Origin of the sequence: Curtobacterium sp. C1 (genome assembly GCF_021049325.1) — a bacterium.
Lineage (GTDB): Bacteria > Actinomycetota > Actinomycetes > Actinomycetales > Microbacteriaceae > Curtobacterium > Curtobacterium citreum.
In genome coordinates, this window is record NZ_CP088076.1 from 1,824,371 (window position 1) to 1,848,160 (window position 23,790).

18 protein-coding genes are annotated in these 23,790 nt (G+C 70.3%); 4 read left to right on the forward strand and 14 right to left on the reverse strand.

The features are described 5' to 3' along the window. Positions 1 to 26 precede the first annotated feature (26 nt). From tal to pgl, 4 genes are all read left to right on the forward strand, one after another. Complete coding sequence (gene tal / locus LQK89_RS08880) at positions 27 to 1,139, forward strand: transaldolase (protein WP_231048899.1); 1,113 nt, start codon at positions 27 to 29, stop codon at positions 1,137 to 1,139. 192 nt (positions 1,140 to 1,331) lie between these two features. After that, positions 1,332 to 2,870 (forward strand): glucose-6-phosphate dehydrogenase, encoded by a 1,539-nt coding sequence (zwf, locus tag LQK89_RS08885; protein ID WP_065959048.1) that lies wholly within the window; start codon positions 1,332 to 1,334, stop codon positions 2,868 to 2,870. Then, the gene (locus LQK89_RS08890) at positions 2,867 to 3,811 is read left to right on the forward strand and encodes a glucose-6-phosphate dehydrogenase assembly protein OpcA (protein ID WP_058742906.1); all 945 of its coding nucleotides are present in this window, start codon (positions 2,867 to 2,869) and stop codon (positions 3,809 to 3,811) included. The genes zwf and LQK89_RS08890 overlap by 4 nt, the downstream gene beginning before the upstream one ends. An 88-nt stretch (positions 3,812 to 3,899) precedes the next feature. Further along, a complete protein-coding gene (gene pgl / locus LQK89_RS08895) occupies positions 3,900 to 4,670 on the forward strand; it encodes a 6-phosphogluconolactonase (protein WP_231048900.1) in 771 nt (256 codons plus the stop codon). Between the two features lie 226 nt (positions 4,671 to 4,896). Here the strand turns inward: pgl and LQK89_RS08900 are convergent, their stop codons facing one another. The 14 genes from LQK89_RS08900 to LQK89_RS08965 form a co-directional block, all read right to left on the reverse strand. Beyond that, entirely contained in the window at positions 4,897 to 5,256 is a 360-nt protein-coding gene (locus LQK89_RS08900) for an RNA polymerase-binding protein RbpA (protein WP_231048901.1), read from the reverse strand. A gap of 2 nt (positions 5,257 to 5,258) precedes the next feature. Further along, positions 5,259 to 5,510 carry a preprotein translocase subunit SecG gene (gene secG / locus LQK89_RS08905; protein ID WP_058742909.1) on the reverse strand — a complete coding sequence of 84 codons (252 nt, stop codon included), beginning with the start codon at positions 5,508 to 5,510 and terminating at the stop codon, positions 5,259 to 5,261. 172 nt (positions 5,511 to 5,682) lie between these two features. Then, on the reverse strand, positions 5,683 to 6,462 hold the full coding sequence (tpiA, locus tag LQK89_RS08910) for a triose-phosphate isomerase (RefSeq protein WP_058742917.1): 780 nt from the start codon (positions 6,460 to 6,462) through the stop codon (positions 5,683 to 5,685). Beyond that, the gene (locus LQK89_RS08915; protein WP_231048902.1) at positions 6,459 to 7,676 is read right to left on the reverse strand and encodes a phosphoglycerate kinase; all 1,218 of its coding nucleotides are present in this window, start codon (positions 7,674 to 7,676) and stop codon (positions 6,459 to 6,461) included. The genes tpiA and LQK89_RS08915 overlap by 4 nt, the downstream gene beginning before the upstream one ends. Continuing rightward, positions 7,673 to 8,683 (reverse strand): type I glyceraldehyde-3-phosphate dehydrogenase, encoded by a 1,011-nt coding sequence (gene gap, locus LQK89_RS08920; protein ID WP_058742911.1) that lies wholly within the window; start codon positions 8,681 to 8,683, stop codon positions 7,673 to 7,675. Before gap ends, LQK89_RS08915 begins: the two co-directional genes overlap by 4 nt. 257 nt (positions 8,684 to 8,940) lie before the next feature. Further along, on the reverse strand, positions 8,941 to 9,921 hold the full coding sequence (gene whiA, locus LQK89_RS08925; protein ID WP_058742912.1) for a DNA-binding protein WhiA: 981 nt from the start codon (positions 9,919 to 9,921) through the stop codon (positions 8,941 to 8,943). Positions 9,922 to 10,029: 108 nt separating this feature from the next. Further along, complete coding sequence (gene rapZ, locus LQK89_RS08930) at positions 10,030 to 11,013, reverse strand: RNase adapter RapZ (protein ID WP_269145891.1); 984 nt, start codon at positions 11,011 to 11,013, stop codon at positions 10,030 to 10,032. 203 nt (positions 11,014 to 11,216) lie between these two features. Beyond that, complete coding sequence (gene uvrC / locus LQK89_RS08935) at positions 11,217 to 13,265, reverse strand: excinuclease ABC subunit UvrC (RefSeq protein WP_231048903.1); 2,049 nt, start codon at positions 13,263 to 13,265, stop codon at positions 11,217 to 11,219. Further along, a complete protein-coding gene (uvrA, locus tag LQK89_RS08940) occupies positions 13,266 to 16,271 on the reverse strand; it encodes an excinuclease ABC subunit UvrA (RefSeq protein ID WP_229666684.1) in 3,006 nt (1,001 codons plus the stop codon). Positions 16,272 to 16,330: 59 nt separating this feature from the next. Next, on the reverse strand, positions 16,331 to 17,293 hold the full coding sequence (locus LQK89_RS08945; RefSeq protein ID WP_231048904.1) for an SDR family NAD(P)-dependent oxidoreductase: 963 nt from the start codon (positions 17,291 to 17,293) through the stop codon (positions 16,331 to 16,333). Between the two features lie 4 nt (positions 17,294 to 17,297). Further along, the gene (gene uvrB / locus LQK89_RS08950) at positions 17,298 to 19,382 is read right to left on the reverse strand and encodes an excinuclease ABC subunit UvrB (RefSeq protein WP_174777149.1); all 2,085 of its coding nucleotides are present in this window, start codon (positions 19,380 to 19,382) and stop codon (positions 17,298 to 17,300) included. Positions 19,383 to 19,468: 86 nt separating this feature from the next. Beyond that, a complete protein-coding gene (gene coaE, locus LQK89_RS08955) occupies positions 19,469 to 20,071 on the reverse strand; it encodes a dephospho-CoA kinase (protein WP_231048905.1) in 603 nt (200 codons plus the stop codon). A gap of 92 nt (positions 20,072 to 20,163) precedes the next feature. Beyond that, positions 20,164 to 21,627 carry a 30S ribosomal protein S1 gene (rpsA, locus tag LQK89_RS08960; protein WP_058742916.1) on the reverse strand — a complete coding sequence of 488 codons (1,464 nt, stop codon included), beginning with the start codon at positions 21,625 to 21,627 and terminating at the stop codon, positions 20,164 to 20,166. A gap of 244 nt (positions 21,628 to 21,871) precedes the next feature. After that, positions 21,872 to 23,551 (reverse strand): DUF885 domain-containing protein, encoded by a 1,680-nt coding sequence (locus LQK89_RS08965; protein ID WP_231048906.1) that lies wholly within the window; start codon positions 23,549 to 23,551, stop codon positions 21,872 to 21,874. Positions 23,552 to 23,790 lie beyond the last annotated feature (239 nt).

Consider the following 23,790-nt stretch of genomic DNA (forward strand, 5'->3'; position numbering starts at 1 on the left):
GCCGACGAAAGAAGAAGTGGAACACCATGGCTGAGAACACCCCCACCGCCGCCCTCTCCGAGGTCGGCGTCAGCATCTGGCTCGACGACCTCTCGCGGGAGCTCCTCGAGACCGGCAAGCTCTCCGAGCTGATCGAGCAGAAGAACGTCGTCGGCGTCACGACGAACCCGACGATCTTCGCGTCGGCCCTCGCCAAGGGCGAGCGCTACGACGCGCAGGTCAAGGAGCTCGCCGCCGCGGGCACCGACGTGACCGACGCGATCTTCGAGATCACCACCCAGGACGTCGCGAACGCGTCCGACGTCTTCAAGCCGATCTACGACGAGACCAAGGGCTTCGACGGCCGCGTCTCGATCGAGGTCGAGCCGGGCCTCGCGCACGAGACCGCGAAGACCATCGAGCAGGCGAAGTTCCTGTTCGAGAAGGTCGGCCGCGAGAACGTCCTCATCAAGATCCCCGCGACCATCGAGGGCCTCGAGGCCATCACCGAGGTCATCGGTGCCGGCATCTCGGTGAACGTCACCCTGATCTTCTCGCTCGAGCGCTACCGCGCCGTCATCGACGCCTACCTCGGTGGCCTCGAGAAGGCCAAGGCCGCCGGCCACGACCTCTCCAAGATCCACTCGGTCGCCTCGTTCTTCGTGTCGCGCGTCGACTCCGAGATCGACAAGCGCCTGGACGCCGTCGGCACCGACGAGGCGAAGGCCCTCAAGTCGAAGGCCGGCATCGCCAACGCGCAGCTCGCCTACCAGGTCTGGACCGAGGCCTTCGCCACCGAGCGTGCCCTGGGCCTGCTCGAGGCCGGTGCGAACACGCAGCGTCCGCTCTGGGCCTCGACCGGTGTCAAGGACCCGTCGCTGCCCGACACCCTGTACGTGACCGAACTCGCCGCGCCGAACACGGTCAACACCATGCCGGGCAAGACGCTCGACGCCACGTTCGACCACGGCGAGATCCACGGCGACGCGATCGCCGGCTCGTACGACGCCGCGCAGCAGGTCATGGACCAGATCGCCGCCGCTGGCGTCGACTACGACGACGTCGTGGCGCTGCTCGAGAAGGAGGGCGTCGACAAGTTCAACGTCTCCTGGGGCGAGCTCGTCGACACGGTGAAGACCGCGCTCGAGAACAGCAAGTAGGCACCACCGGAGCCCGCGTCCGGTGACGGGACCACCGTCACCGGACGCGGGCACCCACCGGTCAGGACCTGCCCGCCGGAGCCGCCACGCGCCTCCCGGCCGGGCCTGACCACCACGACGGCGGAGTCGCCGCTGCCCCCGCAGCGTTGCGCTCCGCCGTCTCCGTTCGACTCACAAGGAGTTCACCGACTCATGTCACCGGTGGCTGTCACCCCGGAGCACAACCCGCTCCGGTTGCCGACCGATCGTCGTCTGAACCGGATCGCGGGTCCCAGCACCCTCATCATCTTCGGCGTGACGGGCGACCTGTCCCGCAAGAAGCTGATGCCCGCGGTCTACGACCTGGCGAACCGGGGGCTCCTGCCGCCCGGGTTCGCGCTGGTCGGGTTCGCCCGCCGCGACTGGGAGGACCAAGACTTCTCCCAGCTCGTCCACGACGCGGTCAAGGAACACTCCCGCACCCCGTTCGACGAGGACGTGTGGCGCCAGCTCGAGCAGGGCATCCGCTTCGTCCAGGGGTCGTTCGACGACCCCGAGGCGTTCCGGGAGCTCAAGCGCACCGTCGACACGCTCGACGAGGAGCGCGGCACCCTCGGGAACCACGCGTTCTACCTGTCCATCCCGCCGAAGATGTTCCCGGTCGTCACCGAGCAGCTGAAGCTGTCCGGGCTGACCGAGCAGCGCGAGGGCTCCTGGAGCCGGGTCGTCGTCGAGAAGCCGTTCGGTTCGGACCTCCGCACCGCACGCGAGCTCAACGCGATCGTCGAGAGCGTGTTCGCGCCAGACGACGTGTTCCGCATCGACCACTACCTCGGCAAGGAGACCGTCCAGAACCTGCTGACGCTCCGGTTCGCGAACCAGATGTACGAACCCATCTGGAACTCGAACTACGTCGACCACGTGCAGATCACGATGGCCGAGGACATCGGCGTCGCCGGTCGTGCCGCGTACTACGACGGCATCGGCGCGGCGCGCGACGTCATCCAGAACCACCTGCTGCAGCTCCTCGCCCTCACGGCGATGGAGGAGCCCGTCTCGTTCAAGGCCGGTCACCTCCGCGCCGAGAAGGAGAAGGTGCTCTCCGCGGTGCGCCTGCCGGAGGACCTCGCCACCGCGACGGCCCGCGGGCAGTACGCCGGCGGCTGGCAGGGCGGCGAGAAGGTGCTCGGGTTCCTCGAGGAAGCGGGTATGAACCCCGAGTCCACGACCGAGACCTTCGCGGCGATCAAGCTCGACATCGCGACCCGTCGCTGGCAGGGCGTCCCGTTCTACCTGCGCGCGGGCAAGCGCCTCGGCCGTCGCGTCACCGAGATCGCGATCGTGTTCAAGCGGGTCCCCGAGGACGTCTTCGGCATCCCGCAGTCCCCCCTCGGCCAGAACGCGCTCGTCATCCGCGTGCAGCCTGACGAGGGCGTCACGCTCCGCTTCGGTTCGAAGGTCCCCGGCGTCGGCACGCAGGTGCGCGACGTGACGATGGACTTCGGCTACGGCCACGCGTTCACCGAGGCGTCCCCCGAGGCGTACGAGCGACTCATCCTCGACGTGCTCCTCGGCGACCCGCCCCTGTTCCCCCGGCACCAGGAGGTCGAGCTCTCCTGGAAGATCCTCGACCCGATCGAGGAGTTCTGGGCCACGCAGGGCCAGCCCGAGCAGTACCGTCCCGGCACGTGGGGTCCGGCCTCGGCCGACGACCTGCTCGCCCGCGACGGCCGGACCTGGAGGCGTCCATGAAGATCGACCTGCCCGACACCACGGTCTCGAAGATCCAGAAGACCCTGGTGCACATCCGCGAGGAAGGCGGCGCCGTCGCCCTCGGCCGCGTGCTGACCCTCATCGTCTCGACCGCCCTCGGGCACGAGGAAGAGGCGATCTCGGCCGCGAACGAGGCGTCGCGCGAGCACCCGATGCGCGTCATCATCGTGTCGAAGAACGCCGGGGACACGAAGTCCCCCGGCCGCCTCGACGCGCAGATCCGCGTCGGGAGCGACGCGGGCGCCAGCGAGGTCATCGTCCTCCGCGCGTACGGCGAGACCGCGACCGACGAGGAGAGCCTGGTCACCGGGTTGCTCCTGCCGGACGCCCCCGTCGTCGCCTGGTGGCCCGACGCCGCACCGTCGAAGCCGTCCGAGTCCGCACTCGGTCGGATCGCGCAGCGCCGCATCACCGACGCCGCCGCCCAGAAGGACCCGAACGAGGCGATCGCCGCGCTCGGCGAGTCCTACGTCCCCGGTGACACCGACTTCGCGTGGACCCGGCTGACGCTCTGGCGGAACCAGCTCGCCGCAGCGCTCGACCAGCCGCCGTACGAGCCCATCACCGGTGTCGAGGTCTCCGGCGCGAGCGACAGCCCGTCGACGATCATGCTCGCCGCCTGGCTGCAGCTGCGCCTCGAGGTGCCCGTCCGAGTCGTCACGTCGCCCCGCGCGACCGGCTCGAGCGGCATCCACGGCGTGAAGCTCGAGCGCGAGTCCGGCACCATCGACCTCGAGCGCTCCCTGGTGGACGTCGCGACCCTGTCGATGCCCGGACAGCCGACGCACGACCTGTCGCTGCCGCGCCGCAACCTGCGCGACTGCCTGGCCGAGGAACTCCGTAGACTCGACCCGGACGTCCTCTTCGGGGACGTCGTCAAGCACGGGGTGCCGCAACTCCGCGAGTCGATCGCGGGCTAGCGCCACCCAGGCCGGACCGTCACCCCGGTGGCGGTCCGGCCGACCCGGTCCTGCTCGCGCGCCGGGCCGCCACGAACACGGGAGTCACGTGACCAACGAACGACGGGTGCTGGTGCACCCGGACAAGCAGGCCCTCGGCGCATCCGTCGCCGCTCGCTTCCTCACGAAGATCATCGACGTGCTCGACGAGCAGGAGCGCGCGGACATCGCGATCAGCGGTGGCTCCGTGTCCTCCCTGGTCCTCGCCGCGATCAGCCAGTCGCCGGCGCGCGAGAGCGTCGACTGGTCGAAGGTGCACGTCTGGTGGGTCGACGAGCGCTGGGTCCCCGAGGGCGACGCCGACCGCAACGTCACCGGCACCCAGACCGACTTCCTCGACCACGTCGGGATCCCCGCCGGGAACGTCCACCCGATGGGTGCCTCGGACGCCGGGCTCTCCATCGACGAGGCAGCCGCCCGGTACGAGCGCGAGCTGCAGGACGCCGCACCCGAGGGCGCCGTCGCACCCCGGTTCGACATCACGCTGCTCGGCGTCGGCCCCGACGGCCACACCGCCTCGCTCTTCCCGGAGTTCCCGCAGCTCGCCGTCACCGACCGTGCCGTGCTGACCGTGGACGACTCCCCCAAGCCGCCGCCGCAGCGTCTGACGCTGTCCTTCCCGGTGATCAACGCCTCGCAGCGTGTGTGGGTCATCCTGTCCGGCGCCGAGAAGGCCTCGGTCCTGGGGCTCGCCCTCGCCGGCGCCGCGGTGGACGAGGTCCCCGTCGGCGGCGTGCAGGGTCGGAAGCGCACGGTGTTCTTCGTCGACCAGGACGCCGCGCGCGACGTGCCCGAGAACCTCATCGCGTCGACGTACTAGGCGCACCCCCGGAAGAGGCCCGCTCGCGCCCCCGCGAGCGGGCCTCTTCTGTCACGCTCGGCACCGCGCGGCGACGACTCCTGCCCGGTCGACGAGCGACCGGCGGCATGTCGTGCACATTCGCGAACGACGAGGGCCCCACGCGAGTCCTGCGGCACGAACAGCGACGGGAACGACGAAGGCCCCCGTACCGGATCGGTACGGGGGCCTTCGGACGACCGTGGGGCTACTTCGCGGTGCCGCGACGCTGCCGGAGCTGCTGCAGCGCGTCCTCGAGGAGCTGCGCTGCCTCTTCTTCGGTGCGACGTTCCTTGACGTACGCCAGGTGGGTCTTGTACGGCTCGGTCTTCGCGACGACCGGAGGGTTGTCCTTGTCGCGACCGGCCGGGAGCCCGGTGGACGGCGAGTCGACCGTCTCGGGGATCTCCTCGTCGGGAAGGGTCGCCGAGAAGTACCGGACGACCTCGTTCCCGAGGGCGTCCCAGTACGAGACGGCCACCCGCTCGGCCTGGACCCCGCGGTCCTGCTCCCCCATGGGCCCGGCTCCGACGCGCGAGCCCCGGATTGCACTGCCTCCGCTTGCCATGTTCAGCTCCCCGCTGTGAACTTGTTGATGAGACCGAGCACGATGATCGACACGATCCAGATCAGACCGAGGATCACCGTGATGCGGTTGAGGTTGCGCTCGGCGACGCCGGACGCCCCGAGGTTGCTCGTCACGCCGCCGCCGAACATGTCGGAGAGGCCGCCACCGCGGCCCTTGTGCAGCAGGATGAGGAGCGTGAGCAGGAGGCTCGTGATCGCGAGCAGGACCTGCAGCACGACGGAGAGAATCGCCACGACGTACCTTTCGTGTCAGTCAGCCATGCAAGTGTACCGGGCTGCCGGAGTGACCGGGGCCACCGGCACCGGTGTGGCCCGGCACCGGAGCCGACAGGCACCGGTCTGGCCCGGTGCCGGACGCTGACCAGGCCGGCCACGCGGACGTGACCGGCCTGGGAGCGAAGTGGGACTAGAGCCCGACGTGCTGACGGAAGCGCGCGATCGCCGCGAACTCCTGCACGTCGAGCGACGCGCCGCCGACGAGCGCACCGTCGATGTCGGGCTCGCGGAGGAAGCCCGCGATGTTGCCCGACTTCACCGAACCGCCGTAGAGCACGCGCGTGGCCGCAGCGGCCTCGTCGCCCCACGCCGCAGCGATGGCCCGACGGAGCGCGGCGCAGTCGTCCTGCGCCTGCTCGGGCGTGGCGGCCTGGCCGGAGCCGATGGCCCAGACCGGCTCGTACGCCACGACGATCTCGGACGGCTGCACCGCACCGAGGACCACGTTCAGCTGCTCGACCGGGACGACGCCCGCGCCGCGCTGCTCGCGCTCCTCGCCGGTCTCGCCGACGCAGACGACCGGGACGATGCCGTGCTTGACGGCGGCGGCGGTCTTGGCGGCGACGACCTCGTCGGTCTCCCCGTGCATCGTGCGACGCTCGGAGTGCCCGACGATGACGTACTGCGCGTCGAGGGCCTTGAGGAACGCCCCCGAGACGTCACCGGTGTAGGCACCGGAGTCGTACTGGGACAGGTCCTGGGCACCGAAGCGGATCTCGAGCTTGTCGGCCGAGATCAGCGTCTGCACGCTGCGCAGGTCGGTGAAGGGCGGGAACACCGCGACCTCGACGTCGTCGTGGTCGTGGCGCGCGTCCTTCAGCGTCCAGGCGAGCTTCTGCACCGTGGCGATGGCTTGGAGGTGGTCCAAGTTCATCTTCCAGTTGCCGGCGATGAAGGGCGTACGGCTCATCGGGACCACCCCAGTGCTTCGAGACCGGGCAGCGACTTGCCCTCGAGGAACTCGAGGCTCGCACCGCCACCGGTCGAGATGTGGCCGAACCGGTCGTCGGCGAAACCGAGCGACCGCACGGCTGCTGCCGAGTCACCGCCGCCGACGACCCCGAGGCCGTCGACCTCGGTGAGCGCCTGCGCGACGGTCTTCGTGCCGGCCTCGAAGGCCGGGAACTCGAAGACGCCCATCGGACCGTTCCAGAACACCGTCTTCGACCCGGACACCGCCTTCGCGAACCGGGCGGCCGTCTCCGGACCGATGTCGAGCCCGATGCCGTCCGCGCCGAACGTAGTCGACTCGATCGCGTCGGCCGCGACCGTCTCGTGCTCGGCGTCCGCCGCGAAGCCGGAGGCCACGACGACGTCGGTCGGCAGGTCGATCGTCACGCCGAGCTCGTCGGCCTTCGCCAGGTACGAGCGCACCGTGTCGAGCTGGTCCTGCTCGAGCAGCGACTTCGCGACCCCGTGGCCCTGGGCCGCGAGGAACGTGAAGAGCATGCCGCCGCCGATGCAGAGCGTGTCGACCTGCGGGAGCAGGTGGTCGATGACCCCGAGCTTGTCGCTGACCTTCGACCCGCCGAGGACGACCGTGTACGGCCGCTCGGGGTCCTTCGTCAGGCGCTCGAGCACCGTCAGCTCGGACTCGATGAGCGAGCCGGCGGCGCTGGGCAGCGCCGCGGCGAGCTCGTATACCGAGGCCTGCTTGCGGTGGACGACACCGAAGCCGTCCGACACGAAGGCGTCGCCCAGGGCGGCGATCCGCTCGGCGAACTGCTGGCGATCGGAGGCGTCCTTCGAGGTCTCCTCCGGGTTGAACCGGAGGTTCTCGAGCAGCAGGACGTCGCCGTCCCCGAGGGCCTCGGCGGCCGCGGTCGCGTCGTCGCCGACGGTCTCGCCGACGAACGTGACCTCTTTCCCGAGCAGCTCGGAGAGCCGCTGCCCCACGGGAGCGAGCGAGTACTCCGGCGCCGGCGACCCGTCGGGACGACCGAGGTGCGAGATCACGATGACCCGCGCTCCGGCGTTCACCAGGGTGTTCAGCGTTCCCAGCGACGCCCGCACGCGGCCGTCGTCCGTGATCTTGCCGTCCTTGAGCGGGACGTTCAGGTCGCAGCGGACGACGACGCGCTTGCCGGCGAGGTCGCCGAGGTCCTCGAGGGTGCGGAGGCTCATGCCGAGAGTCGCTCGCCCACGTACTCGGTGAGGTCGACGAGGCGGTTCGAGTAGCCCCACTCGTTGTCGTACCACGAGGTGATCTTCACGAGGCCGCCGATGACCTTGGTCAGGCCGGAGTCGTAGATCGAGGAGTGCGGGTCCGTGGTGATGTCGGTCGAAACCAGCGGGTCCTCGCTGTAGAGCAGGATGCCCTTGAGCGGGCCCTCGGCGGCCTCCTTGTAGGCGGCGTTGATCTCGTCGACGGTGACCTCGGACTTGGTCTCGAGGGTCAGGTCGGTGATCGAACCGGTGGGCACCGGCACGCGGAGCGCGTAGCCGTCGAGCTTGCCGGCGAGCTCCGGCATGACCAGGCCGATGGCCTTGGCCGCACCCGTGGAGGTCGGGACGATGTTCAGGGCGGCGGCACGGGCACGACGCGGGTCCTTGTGCGGGCCGTCCTGCAGGTTCTGGTCGGCGGTGTAGGCGTGCACCGTCGTCATCAGGCCACGCTCGATGCCGAACTTGTCGTGGAACACCTTGGCGAGCGGCGCGAGGCTGTTCGTGGTGCAGGACGCGTTCGAGATGATGTGGTGGTTCGCCGGGTCGTACTGGTCCTCGTTCACGCCGAGCACGATGGTGACGTCGTCACCCGTGGCCGGGGCGGAGATGATGACCTTCTTGGCGCCCGCGTCGATGTGCTTCTGCGCGTCGGCGGCCTTGGTGAAGAACCCGGTCGACTCGATGACGACGTCGACACCCAGCTCGCCCCAGGGGAGGTTGGCGGGGTCGCGCTCCGCGAGGACCTTGATCGGCTTGCCGTCGACGACGATGCTGTCGCCGTCGAGCTCGACGGAGACGCCGAGGCGACCGGTGACGGAGTCGAACTTCAGCAGGTTCGCGAGCGCCGCGTTGTCGGTGAGGTCGTTCACCGCCACGATCTCGAGGTCGGAGCCCTTCGCGAGGGCGGCCCGGAAGAAGTTACGGCCGATGCGGCCGAAGCCGTTGATGCCGATCTTGACGGTCAATGGATCTCCTGGTGGGTGTGGAGCGCCCCGGGGGCGCTGCTTTCGGAGTCATGGGCCCTTCGGGCCCACGTGTGGTGGACGATACGCCCCGTAACGTCGCCGTAACGACCCTAGCAGTCGGACACTGCGGACCCGCGCCGGATGACGGTCCGTCCGGACGGTCGCGCGGCCGTCCGCGGACGCGCCCCGACGACGGACGGGAGGCACGGTGCCAGCTGGCACCGTGCCTCCCGTCCGGTGGGTCGACAGACCCGCGATCAGGCGCCCTCGAGCTCCTCGGGGACGCTCGCCTCGGTGCCCGGGATGCCCAGGTCGGAGGCGCGCTTGTCCGCCATCGCGAGGAGGCGGCGGATGCGGCCGGCGATCGCGTCCTTCGTCATCGGCGGCTCTGCGTGCTGACCGAGCTCGTCGAGCGACGCGTCGCGGTGCTCGAGGCGGAGCGAGCCGGCGTACTTGAGGTGGTCGGGGACCTCGTCGCCGAGGATCTCGAGCGCGCGCTCGACGCGGGCGCACGCGGCGACCGCGGCCTGCGCGGAGCGGCGGAGGTTCGCGTCGTCGAAGTTGACCAGGCGGTTCGCCGTCGCACGGACCTCGCGGCGCTGGCGCATCTCCTCCCAGTCGGCGTTCGTGCGTGCGGCACCCATGACCGTCAGCATCTGCCCGATGGCCTCGCCGTCGCGGATGACGACACGGTGCACGCCGCGGACCTCGCGGCCCTTCGCGGCGATGCCGAGGCGCGACGCGGCTCCGACGAGGGCCATCGCGGCCTCGTTGCCGGGACAGGTGACCTCGAGCGCGGCCGCGCGGCCCGGGTCGGTGAGCGTGCCGGAGGCGAGGAACGCACCGCGCCAGATGGCGGCGAGGTCCTCGCGGTTGCCGGTTGTCAGCCGGTTCGGCAGGCCGCGGACCGGACGGCGACGGGCGTCCATCAGACCGGTCTGGCGCGCGAGGGTCTCCCCCGCCTCGAGCACGCGGACCAGGTAGCGGGTGCCCCGACGCGACGAGGCGGACGAGCCGACGCTCGCCTCGGAGCGGACGCCGTAGAGCTCCGCGAGGTCCTTGCGGACGCGGTGGACGATGATCCGGGTGTCGAGCTCGACCTCGACGGCGATCCGGCCGGAGATGACGTGCAGGCCACCCGCGAACCGGAGGATCGTGGCGAGTTCGGCGGCGCGGACCGTGTTGCGGTTCACGACGACCCTGGCCAGTTCGTCCTTGACCTCGGCAGTCAACGGCACAGCATCATTCCTAACGTTTCTTCTGGTGGGGTCCGCAGGCCCGCGCACTGGTGAGCACCGGAGGGCTCCTGAGCACGACACGCTCGTGAGCGACGGCCGGAGGGGCGGTCACTCCCGGCCGAGGTCTCGGTTCTGCACACGCACGGCGACGTCGGGCATGCTGCGGAGGAGGTTCGCCAACTCGGCGACGACGGCGACCGAACGGTGCTTGCCGCCGGTACAGCCGATGGCGATCGTAGCGTGTCTTTTGTTCTCGCGCTGGTATCCCGCCAGGACGGGCTCGAGCACGGCCGCGTACCGCTCGACGAACGAGCGGGCTCCCGGCTGTGCGAGCACGTAGTCCGAGACCGGAGCGTCGAGGCCGGTGTGCGGGCGCAGCTCGGGCACCCAGTACGGGTTCGGGATGAAGCGGACGTCGGCCACCATGTCGGCGTCGGCGGGCAGGCCGTACTTGAAGCCGAAGCTCATCAGCGTCACCTGCACGCCGACGAAGTGGTCCTCCGCGAAGCGCTCGGTGACGGTGTTCGCGAGTTGGTGGATGTTCAGGTCCGAGGTGTCGATGATCACGTCGGCGGCGTCGCGCAGGCCCGACAGCCGGGTCCGCTCGCGGCCGATGCCGTCGAGGAGCGTGCCGTCCTCCTGCAGCGGGTGCGGCCGGCGGACCTGCTCGAAGCGGCGGACGAGCACGGCGTCGGTGGCCTCGAGGAAGAGCACCCGCACGCGGGCCGAGGCGCTCGCGCGGACCTGGGCGACGGCCTGCTCGGGGTCGGTGAAGAACCGTCCGCCGCGGACGTCGACGACGGTCGCGATCTTCGGGATCTTCTCCCCCGCCCGGTCGGCGAGCTCGGTGAGCGGGCCGAGCATCTGGGTCGGGAGGTTGTCGACGACGTACCAGCCGAGGTCCTCGAGGGCCTTGCCGACGGTCGAGCGTCCGGCGCCGGACATGCCCGTCACGATCAGGATGTCGTGCTGCTGGGTCGTCCGGGCGGGGGTGGCGGGGGGCTCGTGCCCCTGCTCGGGGCTGTCGTGCTCGTGACGGTCGCTGCTGTCGTGCTCGTGCTCGTGCTCGTGCTCGGCGTTGCTGTCGCTCATGGTCGGGGGCTCCGTCGTCGCGGTCCGGGCGGCGCGCCCGGGGTGTGTCGGCTGCGGGTCCAGGCTATCGCCCGGCCCGCTGGGGCGGCTGTCCGGGACGGCTGTCCGGGTCGGCGGTCCTGGTCGGTGATCGGATCAGCCGCGTCCGGTCGGTTGCAGCTGGTCGGCTCTCCGGGTCGGGACCCGGCCTGCTGCGCCCGTGGTCAGACCGGGCGCAGGGGGCCGTCCTCGGAGACCGTCGGCACCTGGACCGGACCGGTCGGGGTGCTCGTCGGACTGCTGGGTTCGACAGCGCTGCCCGGGCCAGCCGGGTCGGACGGGCTGGCCGGGCTGGCGGCGCTGGCGGTCAGTGCACTGGCCGGGGTCTGCGCCAGCTTCGTGACGACCGCGGCCGCGGTCGCCGGACCGACCCCGTTCACCTCGGCGATCTGCTCCGCCGTCGCCTCGCGCAGCCGCGACACCGACCCGAAGTGCTTCAGCAACGCGTTCACCCGCGTGGGGCCGAGCCCCGGCACCTCGGACAGCTGGGACCGGACGTCGCGCTTCCGGCGGGTCCGCTGGTGCGTGATCGCGAATCGGTGGGCCTCGTCACGGATGCGCTGGATGAGGAACAGGGCCTCGGAGTTGCGCGGCATGATCACCGGGAAGTCGTCGTCCGGCAGCCAGAGTTCCTCGAGGCGCTTCGCGATGCCGACCAGGGCGATGTCGTGCACGCCGGCCTCGTCCATCGCCCGCTTGGCCGCCTGCACCTGCGGCTGCCCGCCGTCGACGATCAGCAGCTGCGGACGGTAGGCGAAGCGCTTCGTCGGCTTCGTGCCCTCGACGACGTCGTCACTCGTCGCGTCCGGGACGTCGGGCACCGAGGCGTCCTCGTCGAGACGCGCGAGTCGACGGGAGAGCACCTGGTACATGCTGTCCGTGTCGTCGGTCGTCTCGGCGATCGTGTACCGGCGGTACTGGTCCTTGCGGGGCAGCCCGTCCTCGAAGACGACCATCGACGCCACGACGTTCGTGCCCTGCAGGTGCGAGATGTCGTAGCACTCCATCCGGAGCGGCGCCTCGGTCATGCCGAGGGCCTCCTGGATGTCCGCCAGCGCGGCCGACCGGGTGGTGTAGTCCGCGCTCCGCTTCGTCTTGTAGAGCATGAGCGCCTGCGCCGCGTTCTGAGCGGCCGTCCGGGCGAGCCCGGCCCGGTCGCCGCGCTGGGCGGTGCTGAGCTTGGTGCCGCGGCCACCCCGACGCTCGCTGAGCCACTGCTCGAGGGCCTCGGCGTCCTCCGGCAGCTCCGGTACGACGACCTCGCGCGGGGGTTCCTCGCTCGTCGCGTACTGACCCTGGACGATCTGCTCGACGAGGTCGCCGGTGCTGATGTCGAGTTCCTTGTCGACGACCCAGCCCCGGACACCGCGGATGCGACCGCCGCGGACCGAGAACAGCTGCACGGCGGCGGCGAGCTCGTCCTCGGCGACGCCGAACAGGTCGAGGTCCACCGAGTCGCGGAGCACCACGGCCGACTTCTCGAGGACGGCCTCGAGCGCTCCGACCTGGTCGCGGTAGCGCGCGGCCTGCTCGTACTGCATGGCGTCCGCCGAGGCCGCCATCCGCTGCTTCAGCTCGGTGATCACCCGGCGGTCGTAGCTCGCCATGAAGCGGACGAACTGCTCGACGATCGCGCGGTGCTCGGCGATCGTCACCTTCTGCGAGCACGGGCCGCCGCACTTCCCGATCTGCCCGGGGAAGCACGGCTTGCCGGTCTGCATCGCCCGCTTGTACGACGAGTCGGAGCAGGTGCGGATCGGGAACACCTTGATCATCAGGTCGATGGTGTCGTGGACCGCCCAGATCTTCGGGTAGGGCCCGAAGTACTTCGCGCCCTTGATCTTCCGGTTCCGCGTCACCATCACCCGCGGCGACTCCTCGCCCAGGGTGATCGCCATGTACGGGTACGACTTGTCGTCCCGGAACTTGACGTTGAACGGCGGATCGAACTCCTTGATCCACGTGTACTCGAGCTGCAGTGCCTCGATCTCGGAGCCGACCGTCGTCCACTCGACGCTGCGGGCGGTGAGCACCATCCGGCGCGTCCGCTCGTGCAGGGTCGGCAGCGGGGCGAAGTAGTTGCTCAGCCGCGCGCGGAGGTTCTTCGCCTTGCCGACGTAGAGCACCCGACCGGCTTCGTCGCGCCACCGGTAGACGCCCGGATCGGTCGGGATCTCCGACGCCTTCGGCCGCCAGGAGACGGTGTTCGCCACCTAGCGCGCACCCGCCTTCTGCTTCGCCGTGCGGGCGCCGACCGCCTGCTGCTTGCCGACCCGGGCGTCCTGCGCGTCGAAGATCTCGCGGAGGAACACCCCGGTGTGGCTCTCGGGGACGTCCGCGACGTGCTCGGGCGTGCCGACCGCCAGGACCGTGCCACCACCGGCGCCGCCCTCCGGACCCATGTCGACGAGCCAGTCGGCCGACTTGATGACGTCGAGGTTGTGCTCGATCGTGATGACGGTGTTGCCCTTGTCGACCAGGCTCTGCAGCACGAGCAGCAGCTTCCGGACGTCCTCGAAGTGGAGACCCGTGGTCGGCTCGTCGAGCACGTAGACCGTGCGGCCGTTCGAACGGCGCTGCAGCTCTGTCGCGAGCTTGACGCGCTGCGCCTCGCCCCCGGAGAGGGTCGTGGCGCTCTGGCCGAGCCGGACGTAACCCAGGCCGACGTCGACGAGGGTCGCCATGTACCGGTGGATCGCCGAGATCGGCTCGAAGAACTCGGCCGCCTCGCTGATGGGCATGTCGAGGACCTCGGAGATGTCCTTGCCCTTGTAGTGCACCTGCAGCGTCTCGCGGTTGTACCGGGCACCACCGCAGACCTCGCACGCGACGTAGACGTCGGGGAGGAAGTTCATCTCGATCTTGATCGTGCCGTCGCCGGAGCAGTTCTCGCAGCGGCCGCCCTTGACGTTGAAGCTGAAGCGCCCGGGCTGGTACCCGCGGGCCTTCGCCTCGGGCGTCTCGGCGAAGAGCTGCCGGATCCGGTCGAACACACCGGTGTACGTCGCCGGGTTCGACCGCGGAGTGCGACCGATGGGCGCCTGGTCGACGTGCACGACCTTGTCCAGCTGGTCGAGCCCCTTGACGCGGGTGTGCTTGCCGGCGATGTGCCGGGCGCCGTTGAGCTGGTTGGCGAGCACCTTGTACAGGATGTCGTTGACGAGCGTCGACTTGCCCGAGCCGCTGACGCCGGTGACCGCGGTGAACACGCCGAGCGGGAAGTCGACGTCCACCTGCTTGAGGTTGTTCGCCCGCGCCCCCTGCACGCTGATCACGCGCTTCGGGTTGACCTTCCGGCGCTCGGCCGGGACCTCGATGGCACGACGGCCGGCGAGGTAGTCGCCCGTGATCGAGTCACGGTTCTCGATGATGCCCTCGTAGGACCCGGAGTGCACGACGACGCCGCCGTTCACGCCCGCACCCGGTCCGATGTCGACCACCCAGTCGGCGGTGCGGATGGTGTCCTCGTCGTGCTCGACCACGATGAGCGTGTTGCCGAGGTCCTTGAGCTTGACGAGGGTGTCGATCAGCCGCCGGTTGTCGCGTTGGTGCAGCCCGATGCTCGGCTCGTCGAGCACGTAGAGCACGCCCGTCAGCCCCGAGCCGATCTGCGTCGCGAGACGGATGCGCTGCGCTTCGCCACCGGACAGCCCGCCGGCACCGCGGGCCAGCGTCAGGTAGTTCAGGCCGACCTCGAGCAGGAACTCGAGGCGCGCCCGGATCTCGCGCAGGACCGCGGCGGCGATGTGGGCCTCGCGCTCGGTGAGCGTCAGGGTCTCCATGAACGCATAGGCGTCGTCGAGCGACATGTCGGTGACGTCCGCGATGCTCCGGCCGTCGACCGTGACCGCCAGGACCTCGGGCTTGAGTCGCGTGCCGTCGCACACGGGGCACGGGACCTCGCGCAGGTAGCCCTGGAAGCGCTGCCGCTGCGAGTCCGACTCGGCCTCGGCGAACTTGCGCTCGATGTAGGGCATGACACCCTCGAACCCACTCGTGTACCGCATCTCGCGCCCGAAGCGGTTCTTCCACGACACCGAGACCTGGAAGTCCTTGCCGGTCAGGATCGCCGCCTGCACCGACGGGTCGAGCTGGCTCCACGGGGTGTCGAGCGAGAACCCGAGGTCCTTGCCGAGACCGGCGAGGAGCTTCTCGAAGTACGAGTACAGCCCGCTCGTCCCGGTCCACGGCAGCAGCACGCCGTCGCGGAGGGACGCCTCGGGGTCACCGAGGACGAGGTCCGGGTCGACCGACATCCGCGTGCCGAGGCCCGAGCACTCCGGGCAGGCGCCGAACGGGGCGTTGAACGAGAACGTGCGGGGCTCGATCTCGGTCAGCGCGAGCGGGTGGTTGTTCGGGCAGGAGAGGTTCTCGGAGTAGGTCCGGACCGCGCCGGGGCCCTCGTGGTCGACGAGGTCGATCGCCACCGTGCCGCTCGTCAGCCGCAGGGCGGTCTCGAGCGAGTCGGTGAGCCGACCGAGGATGTCGTCGCTCGCCACGAGCCGGTCGATGATCACCGAGATGTCGTGCTTGACCTGCTTCTTGAGCTTCGGCGGATCGCTCAGCTGGATCCGCTCGCCGTCGACGATCGCACGGGCGTAGCCGGAGGCCGCGAGCTCCTGGAAGAGGTCGACGAACTCGCCCTTCTTCTTCGAGATGACCGGCGCGAGCACCTGGAAGCGGGTCCCCGACTCGAACTCCATGAGCTGGTCGGCGATCTGCTGCACGCTCTGCTTGCTGATCACCTCGCCGCAGACGGGGCAGTGCGGGACGCCGATGCGCGCCCAGAGCAGACGCATGTAGTCGTAGACCTCGGTGATGGTGCCGACCGTCGACCGGGGGTTGCGGTTCGTCGACTTCTGGTCGATCGACACCGCGGGCGACAGCCCCTCGATGAAGTCGACGTCGGGTCGGTCCACCTGCCCGAGGAACTGCCGCGCGTACGCGGAGAGCGACTCGACGTAGCGGCGCTGCCCCTCGGCGAAGATCGTGTCGAACGCGAGCGAGGACTTGCCCGACCCGGAGAGCCCGGTGAAGACGACGAGGGAGTCCCGCGGGATCTCGAGGTCGACGTCGCGGAGGTTGTGCACGCGGGCACCCCGGACGCTGAGCGTCGAGGTGCTGTGCGGTGCCGTGCCGCCGGGGAGGTGGAGGTCTGCGGGCTCGCCGAAGGCGTTCCGGCCCGAGGTCGTGGTACCGCGGTCAGAGGTGATGGTCATCGCAGACGATTCTACGAAGCCGCACCGACATCCGTCCGGGCGTGGCGGTCCGGATCGGGTCAGACGAGTGCGTCGAGAGCGAACGCGACACCCGTGGCCCGTTCGCTCGCGGTCCACAGCCGTGCGGCGGCGGTGCGGTCGTGCGCCCGGATCCGAGCGGGCACGACGGCCGGTGCGCCGGCGAACTGCAGCGGGCCGCCGGGGCCCCAGTACTCCCCCGAGCGGACCCCGTCACCGACGGCGGCGTGCACGAGCGGCCACGCCCCGGCGTCCTTGCCCTGGGCGACCCAGCCGGAACCCGCCCGCATCCAGGCCGGCTCCGAACGGGTCGGCGCAACGTCGGGCCGTGGCGGGGCGGCGGCGTCGAGCGCGAGCCCGGGGTGGGCCACCACGCTCGCCACGGAGGACCCGGCGTCGGCGAGCCGCTCGGCCAGCTCGAAACCGAACAGCATCACCGCGAGCTTGCTCCGGGCGTACTGCCGGTGTCCCTCGTACCGGCCGGTCGCGAGCGGGTCCCGGGGGTCGAGGGTCGCGAAACGGTGCGCGATCGACCCGAGGTGCACGACACGACCGGCGTGCTGGTCGAGCAGCGGCAGGGTCAGGGCGGTCCAGGCGAAGTGCCCGAGGTGGTTCGTGCCGACCTGCAGCTCGAACCCCTGCGCGGTCTCCTGCCGCTCGGCCGACCCGACGACCCCCGCGTTGTTCAGCAGCGCGTGCACCGGCCCGAGGTCAGCGAGCCGCTCGGCCGCCGCACGGACGCTCGTCAGGTCGGCGAGGTCGAGGTGCAGGATCGCGAGGTCGGCGGCGTCGACGTGCCGTCGGATGCTCCGCTCGGCAGCAGCGCCGCGCTCCGGGTTCCGCACCGCCAGGACGACCCGGTGCCCCTTCGCCGCGAGCTGCTCGGCTGCGTGGTACCCGAGCCCGGCGCTCGCGCCCGTGACGACGACCGTGCGCTGGCCCGGGGCCCGGTCGGGCACGGCGTCAGGGGACACGACCTCAGCGGACACGGCCTCAGCGGACATGGCCTCAGCGGACATGGCCGGCGGACTCCATCTGCCGGAGCGCCTTCTTGAGGTCCTGGACCTCGTCGCGGAGCCGCGCGGCGAGCTCGAACTTCAGCTCGGCGGCGGCCTGCAGCATCTGGTCGTTGAGGTCGGCGATCGTCGCCTCGAGCTGGGTTGCACCCTCGCCCGCGATGCCCTCGCGCTTGAGGTTCGGCGTCGGCGACTTCCGGCCGTCGGCCGCCGGGCGCCCCTCGAGCAGCGCCTTGGTGTCGTCGTTCTCGCGCGCCAGGATCTCGGTGATGTCGGCGATCTTCTTGCGGAGCGGCTGCGGGTCGATGCCGTGCTCGAGGTTGTACGCCACCTGCTTCTCGCGGCGACGGTCGGTCTCCTCGATGGCCTGCTGCATGGAGTCGGTCACCTTGTCGGCGTACATGAGCACCTGGCCCGACACGTTGCGCGCCGCGCGGCCGATGGTCTGGATGAGCGAGGTCGAGGAGCGGAGGAAACCTTCCTTGTCGGCGTCCAGGATGGCGACGAGCGAGACCTCGGGCAGGTCGAGGCCCTCGCGCAGCAGGTTGATGCCGACCAGGACGTCGTACACGCCTTGGCGCAGCTCGGTGAGCAGCTCGACGCGCTTGAGGGTGTCGACGTCGGAGTGCAGGTACCGCACCCGGACGCCGGCGTTCCCGAGGAAGTCGGTGAGTTCCTCGGCCATGCGCTTGGTGAGCGTCGTGACGAGCACCCGCTCGTCCTTCTCGACGCGCTGCTTGATCTCCTCGAGCAGGTCGTCGATCTGCCCGTCGCTCGGCTTCACGACGATCTCGGGGTCGACGAGGCCGGTCGGGCGGATGATCTGCTCGACGACGCTGTCGGTGACGCCGAGCTCGTACTTGCCCGGGGTGGCCGACAGGTAGACCTTCTGCCCGACGCGGTCGAGGAACTCCTCGAACGTCAGCGGACGGTTGTCCAGCGCGCTCGGCAGGCGGAAGCCGTGCTCGACGAGCGTCCGCTTGCGCGAGGCATCGCCCTCGTACATCGCGCCGATCTGCGGCACGGTCACGTGCGACTCGTCGATGACGATGAGGAAGTCGTCCGGGAAGTAGTCGAGCAGGCAGTGGGGGGCTTCGCCGGCGTCACGACCGTCCATGTGCCGCGAGTAGTTCTCGATGCCCGAGCAGAAGCCGATCTGCTCCATCATCTCGATGTCGAACGTCGTGCGCATCCGCAGCCGCTGGGCCTCGAGCAGCTTGCCCTGTCCCTCGAGCTCGGCGAGCCGCTCGGCCAGCTCGTCCTTGATCCGCTCGATCGCGCGGTGCATGACGTCGGTGTCCGCGACGTAGTGGGACGCCGGGAAGATCGACACGGCGGGCAGGTCGTCGATCACGCTGCCGGTGAGCGGGTGCAGGGAGGACAGCGCCTCGATCTCGTCCCCGAACATCTCGATGCGGATCGCGTGCTCTTCGTACATCGGGATGATCTCGATCGTGTCCCCGCGCACGCGGAACGTGCCACGCGCGAAGTCCACGTCGTTCCGCTGGTACTGCATCCCGACGAACTTCCGGACGAGCTGGTCGCGCGAGATGGTCTGTCCCACGTGCAGCGCGACCGAGGCGTTCATGTACTGCTCCGGCGTGCCGAGGCCGTAGATGCACGAGACGGTGGAGACGACCACGACGTCACGGCGGCTGAGGAGCGAGTTCGTGGTGGAGTGCCGGAGCCGCTCGACCTCGGCGTTGACGGAGGAGTCCTTCTCGATGAAGGTGTCCGTCTGCGGGACGTAGGCCTCGGGCTGGTAGTAGTCGTAGTACGAGACGAAGTACTCGACGGCGTTGTTCGGCAGCAGCCCGCGGAACTCGTTCGCGAGCTGGGCGGCGAGGGTCTTGTTGTGTGCGAGCACGAGCGTCGGCCGCTGCACCTGCTCGATGAGCCAGGCGGTCGTCGCCGACTTGCCGGTACCCGTCGCGCCGAGCAGCACGACGTCGGTCTCGCCGGCGTTGATGCGTCCGGCGAGCTCCGCGATCGCGGCGGGCTGGTCACCGCTCGGCGAGTACTCGCTGATGACCTCGAACGGACGGATCGCCCGGGTGGGCTCGATCGACACTGCCATGGCCTCCACGGTAGTCGGGACCGCTGACACCGACCGCGCTGCTCGCCACGGGCGGAACGGAGCGAGATCGGCTCGGACGCGAGCGGTCAGTGGGTGAGCTGCTCCCACACCGCGTCGGCGGACCGGATCGTCGCCTCGAGCGTCCCCGTGGCGTCGACGACGTGGTCGGCCAGGGCCAGGCGCTCCGCATCGCTGGCTTGCGACGCCACCCGTCGCTCGGCTTCGTCCCTGGCCATCCCCCGGTGTGCCACGAGCCGCTCGATGCGCTGCGCGGCGGGCGCGTCCACCACGACCACGGCATCGAAGCGCAGCGGGCGTCTCCCCCGCGCCTCGGCGAGGAGCGGCACGTCGTACACCACCACCGCGTCGGGGTCGGCCGCCTCGGCCGCGTCGAACGCCTGCTGCGCGAGGCGCCAGACCTCCGGGTGGGTGATCGCCTCGAGGTCCCGCCGTGCCACCGGGTCGGCGAACACCACGGCCCCGAGTGCCGGGCGGTCGAGCGACCCGTCCGCGGCGATCACGCCGGGGCCGAACCGTTCGGCGACCTGCGCCAGCCCGGGGCTCTCCGGAGCCACCGCGTCCCGCGCCAGGCGGTCCGCATCGACCACGACGGCGCCGTGCTCTGCCCATCGACGAGAGACGGTGGACTTGCCCGCGGCGATGCCGCCCGTGAGACCGATGATGCGCACCCGACCAGGCTAGCGACGCGCGGCCCCGGAACGCCGGAAGCCCGGCACCCCTGTGGGGGTGCCGGGCTTCCGGGACGGTGTGACCCGCTCGATCAGTTGCTCGAGCTGAGCTTCTCGCGGAGCGCCGCGAGCGAGGCGTCGTCGGCCAGGGTGCCCTGACCGTTCGACTCGCTCGTGAAGGACGACGAGGTCGACGCGCTGGCCGGCAGGTCGAAGTTGCCCTGCGCCTCGTCGGCGATGGTCTTCGCGACCTGCGCCTTGTGGGCCTCCCAGCGCGACTGGGCGGCCGCGTACTGGCCCTCCCACTCGGTGCGCTGGGCGTCGTAGCCCTCGAGCCACTCGTTCGTCTCCGGGTCGAAGCCGTCCGGGTACTTGTAGTTGCCCTGGTCGTCGTACTCGGTCGGCATGCCGTAGAGCGCCGGGTCGAACTCGGTGCCCTCCGGGTCCACGCCCTCGTTCGCCTGCTTGAGGCTGAGCGAGATGCGGCGACGGTCGAGGTCGATGTCGATGATCTTGACGAAGACCTCGTCACCGACGGAGACGACCTGCTCGGCGAGCTCGACGTGCTTGTTCGAGAGCTCCGAGATGTGGACGAGGCCCTCGATGCCGTCCGCGACGCGGACGAAGGCACCGAACGGCACGAGCTTCGTGACCTTGCCCGGCGCGATCTGACCGATCGCGTGGGTGCGGGCGAAGACCTGCCACGGGTCCTCCTGCGTGGCCTTGAGCGAGAGCGACACGCGCTCGCGGTCCAGGTCCACCTCGAGGATCTCGACGGTGACTTCCTGACCGACCTCGACGACCTCGCTGGCGTGCTCGATGTGCTTCCAGGAGAGCTCGGAGACGTGGACGAGACCGTCGACGCCGCCCAGGTCGACGAACGCACCGAAGTTGACGATCGACGACACGATGCCCTTGCGGACCTGGCCCTTGTGGAGGTTGTTGAGGAACGTGGTGCGCGACTCGGACTGCGTCTGCTCGAGCAGGGCGCGGCGCGAGAGCACGACGTTGTTGCGGTTCTTGTCGAGCTCGAGGATCTTCGCCTCGAGCTCCTGGCCCAGGTACGGGGTCAGGTCGCGGACGCGACGCAGCTCGATGAGCGAGGCGGGGAGGAAGCCGCGGAGACCGATGTCGACGATCAGGCCGCCCTTGACGACCTCGATGACCGTGCCGGTCACGACGCCGTCGGACTCCTTGATCTTCTCGACGTCGCCCCACGCACGCTCGTACTGCGCACGCTTCTTCGACAGGATCAGGCGACCTTCCTTGTCCTCCTTCTGGAGGACCAGGGCCTCGACCTCGTCGCCGACCTCGACGACCTCGTTGGGGTCGACGTCGTGCTTGATCGAGAGTTCGCGCGAGGGGATGACACCCTCGGTCTTGTAGCCGACGTCGAGGAGGACCTCGTCGCGGTCGATCTTCACGACGGTTCCGGAGATCAGATCGCCGTCGTTGAAGAACTTGAGGGTCTTCTCGACCTCGGCCAGGAAGTCATCAGCCGAGCCGATGTCGTTGATGGCGACCTGCTTGGGAGCCTTGGTCGTGGTGGTTGTCATGTAGAGATTGCTCCGAACGGACATGAGTCGGGCCGTGACGGCGAGGGAGCGACCCCCTGGTCCGCACCGATCGTCGGTACGAGCCGTCATGGCAGTGATTGGTTGGCGCGGATTGCGCCGCCCAAGTCTAACCACTGGTCGCGGGGCCCCACAACCGGGCGTGTCGTCGCTCGGACCGGCCGAGGGGCGGACTGGAGGATCGTGGCGGCGCCGCCACGATCCTCCAGTCCGTCCGCCACCGGCGTCAGCCGAGCAGCGCGGTCCGCAGCGTGTCCAGGCCGACACCACCGAGCGCGAGCGCGCGGTGGTGGAAGGCCTTCAGGTCGAACGCGGCACCCTCGCGCGCCGCGAGCTCGTCGCGGATCGACTCCCAGACACGCTGGCCCACCTTGTACGACGGGGCCTGTCCGGGCCAGCCGAAGTAGCGCGCGACCTCGAACTGCACGAACTCGGGCGCCATGTTGACGTTCTGCCCCATGAAGTCGAGCGCGTACTCCCAGGTCCAACCGCCGCCGTCGGGGTTCGTCTTCTGCAGGTGCACGCCGATGTCGAGCACGACACGGGCCGCGCGCATCCGCTGGCCGTCGAGCATGCCGAGGCGGTCGCCGTCGTCGTCGAGGAAGCCGAGCTGCTCCATCAGGCGCTCGGCGTACAGCGCCCAGCCCTCGACGTGCCCGGACGGGCCGGCGAGCTGCCGGCGCCAGGTGTTCAGCTCGCCGCGGTTGTAGACCGCCTGGCTGATCTGCAGGTGGTGGCCGGGGACGCCCTCGTGGTAGACCGTGGTCTTCTCGCGCCAGGTCCCGAACTCGGTGACGCCCTGCGGGACGGACCACCACATGCGGCCGGCCCGCGAGAAGTCGTCGGAGGGGCCGGTGTAGTAGATGCCGCCCTCCTGCGTGGGGGCGATCCGGCACTCCAGGCGCTTGATCGGGTCGGCGATGTCGAAGTACTTCCCGTCCATCGCGGCGATCGACGCGTCGCTCGTCTCCTGCATCCAGCGCTGCAGGGCGTCCGTGCCGTGCAGGATCCGGGCCGGGTCGGCGTCGAGCACCTCGATGGCCCGCGCGACCGAGGCGCCGGACTCGATGCGGTCGGCGATGCGCTCCTGCTCGTCGCGCATGCGGGCGAGCTCCTCGATCCCCCACTCGTACGTCTCGTCGAGGTCCACGACCGCGCCGAGGAACCGACGGGAGTGCAGCGCGTAGTCCTCGCGTCCGACCGCGTCCACCGGGGTGGCGAGCGGCAGGAGCTCGTGCTCGAGGAACCCGCCGAGCGACCGGTAGGCGGCGGCCGCGACCTCGGCACCGCGGCTGAGCTGGGTGCGGAGCGCCTCGGGCAGGGGCTCCCCGCCCTCGAGCGCGGCCCCGTCGACGAGCTGCCGGAAGAAGCCGTCCTCGGCGCCGTTGCGCGCTGCCTGCTCGGCGATGAGGGCGACCTGGCGGCGTGCGGGCGTCACCTGCTCGCGGGTGCCCTGGAGCAGCGTCTCGCGGTAGCCCTCGAGGGCGTCGGGCAGCGCGTGCAGGCGCCCGGCGACGTCCTGCCAGTCGTCGGTGGTCGCGGTCGGCATGAGGTCGAGCACGTCCCGGAGCTCCTGCGCGGGGCTCGCGATGACGTTCAGGTCGCGTAGGTGGAGCTTCCGCTCGTGGGACTCGACGACGAGGTCGAGCTCGGCACCCAGGTCGGTCTTCGTCACCCGGTCGACGTCGTCGGTCGCGTCGGCGGCGTCGAGGGCACGGCGTGCGGCGCGGGCGGCGTCCGCGAGGGCGTCCGCGCCGGCGGGCGAGGTGTCGCCGTAGGCCCCGGTGCGTCCGGGGACGCCGATGTACGTGGCGACGGTGGGGTCGAGGTCGACGAGGGTGGTCACCCAGTCCTCGGCGACCCGGTCGACGGCGGAGGGCTGACGGACGGGACGGTCTTCGGTCATGCCCCGACACTACCCAGGGCGCGGGCGCGCGCCGGGCGCCGATCCGCTCGTGGGATGCCGATCCGCGCGTGGTACGCCGTTCCGCGCGTGGGGTGCCGTTCCGCGCGTGGGGTGGTGATCCGCGCACAGGGTGCAGTTCCTCCCGGCCTGCTTCGCGCGGTTCGGCATCCCAGGTCACGTGCGATGGGCAGGAACGCTCACCACACGACGCCGCGGCACACGGACGGACGGGAGGCACG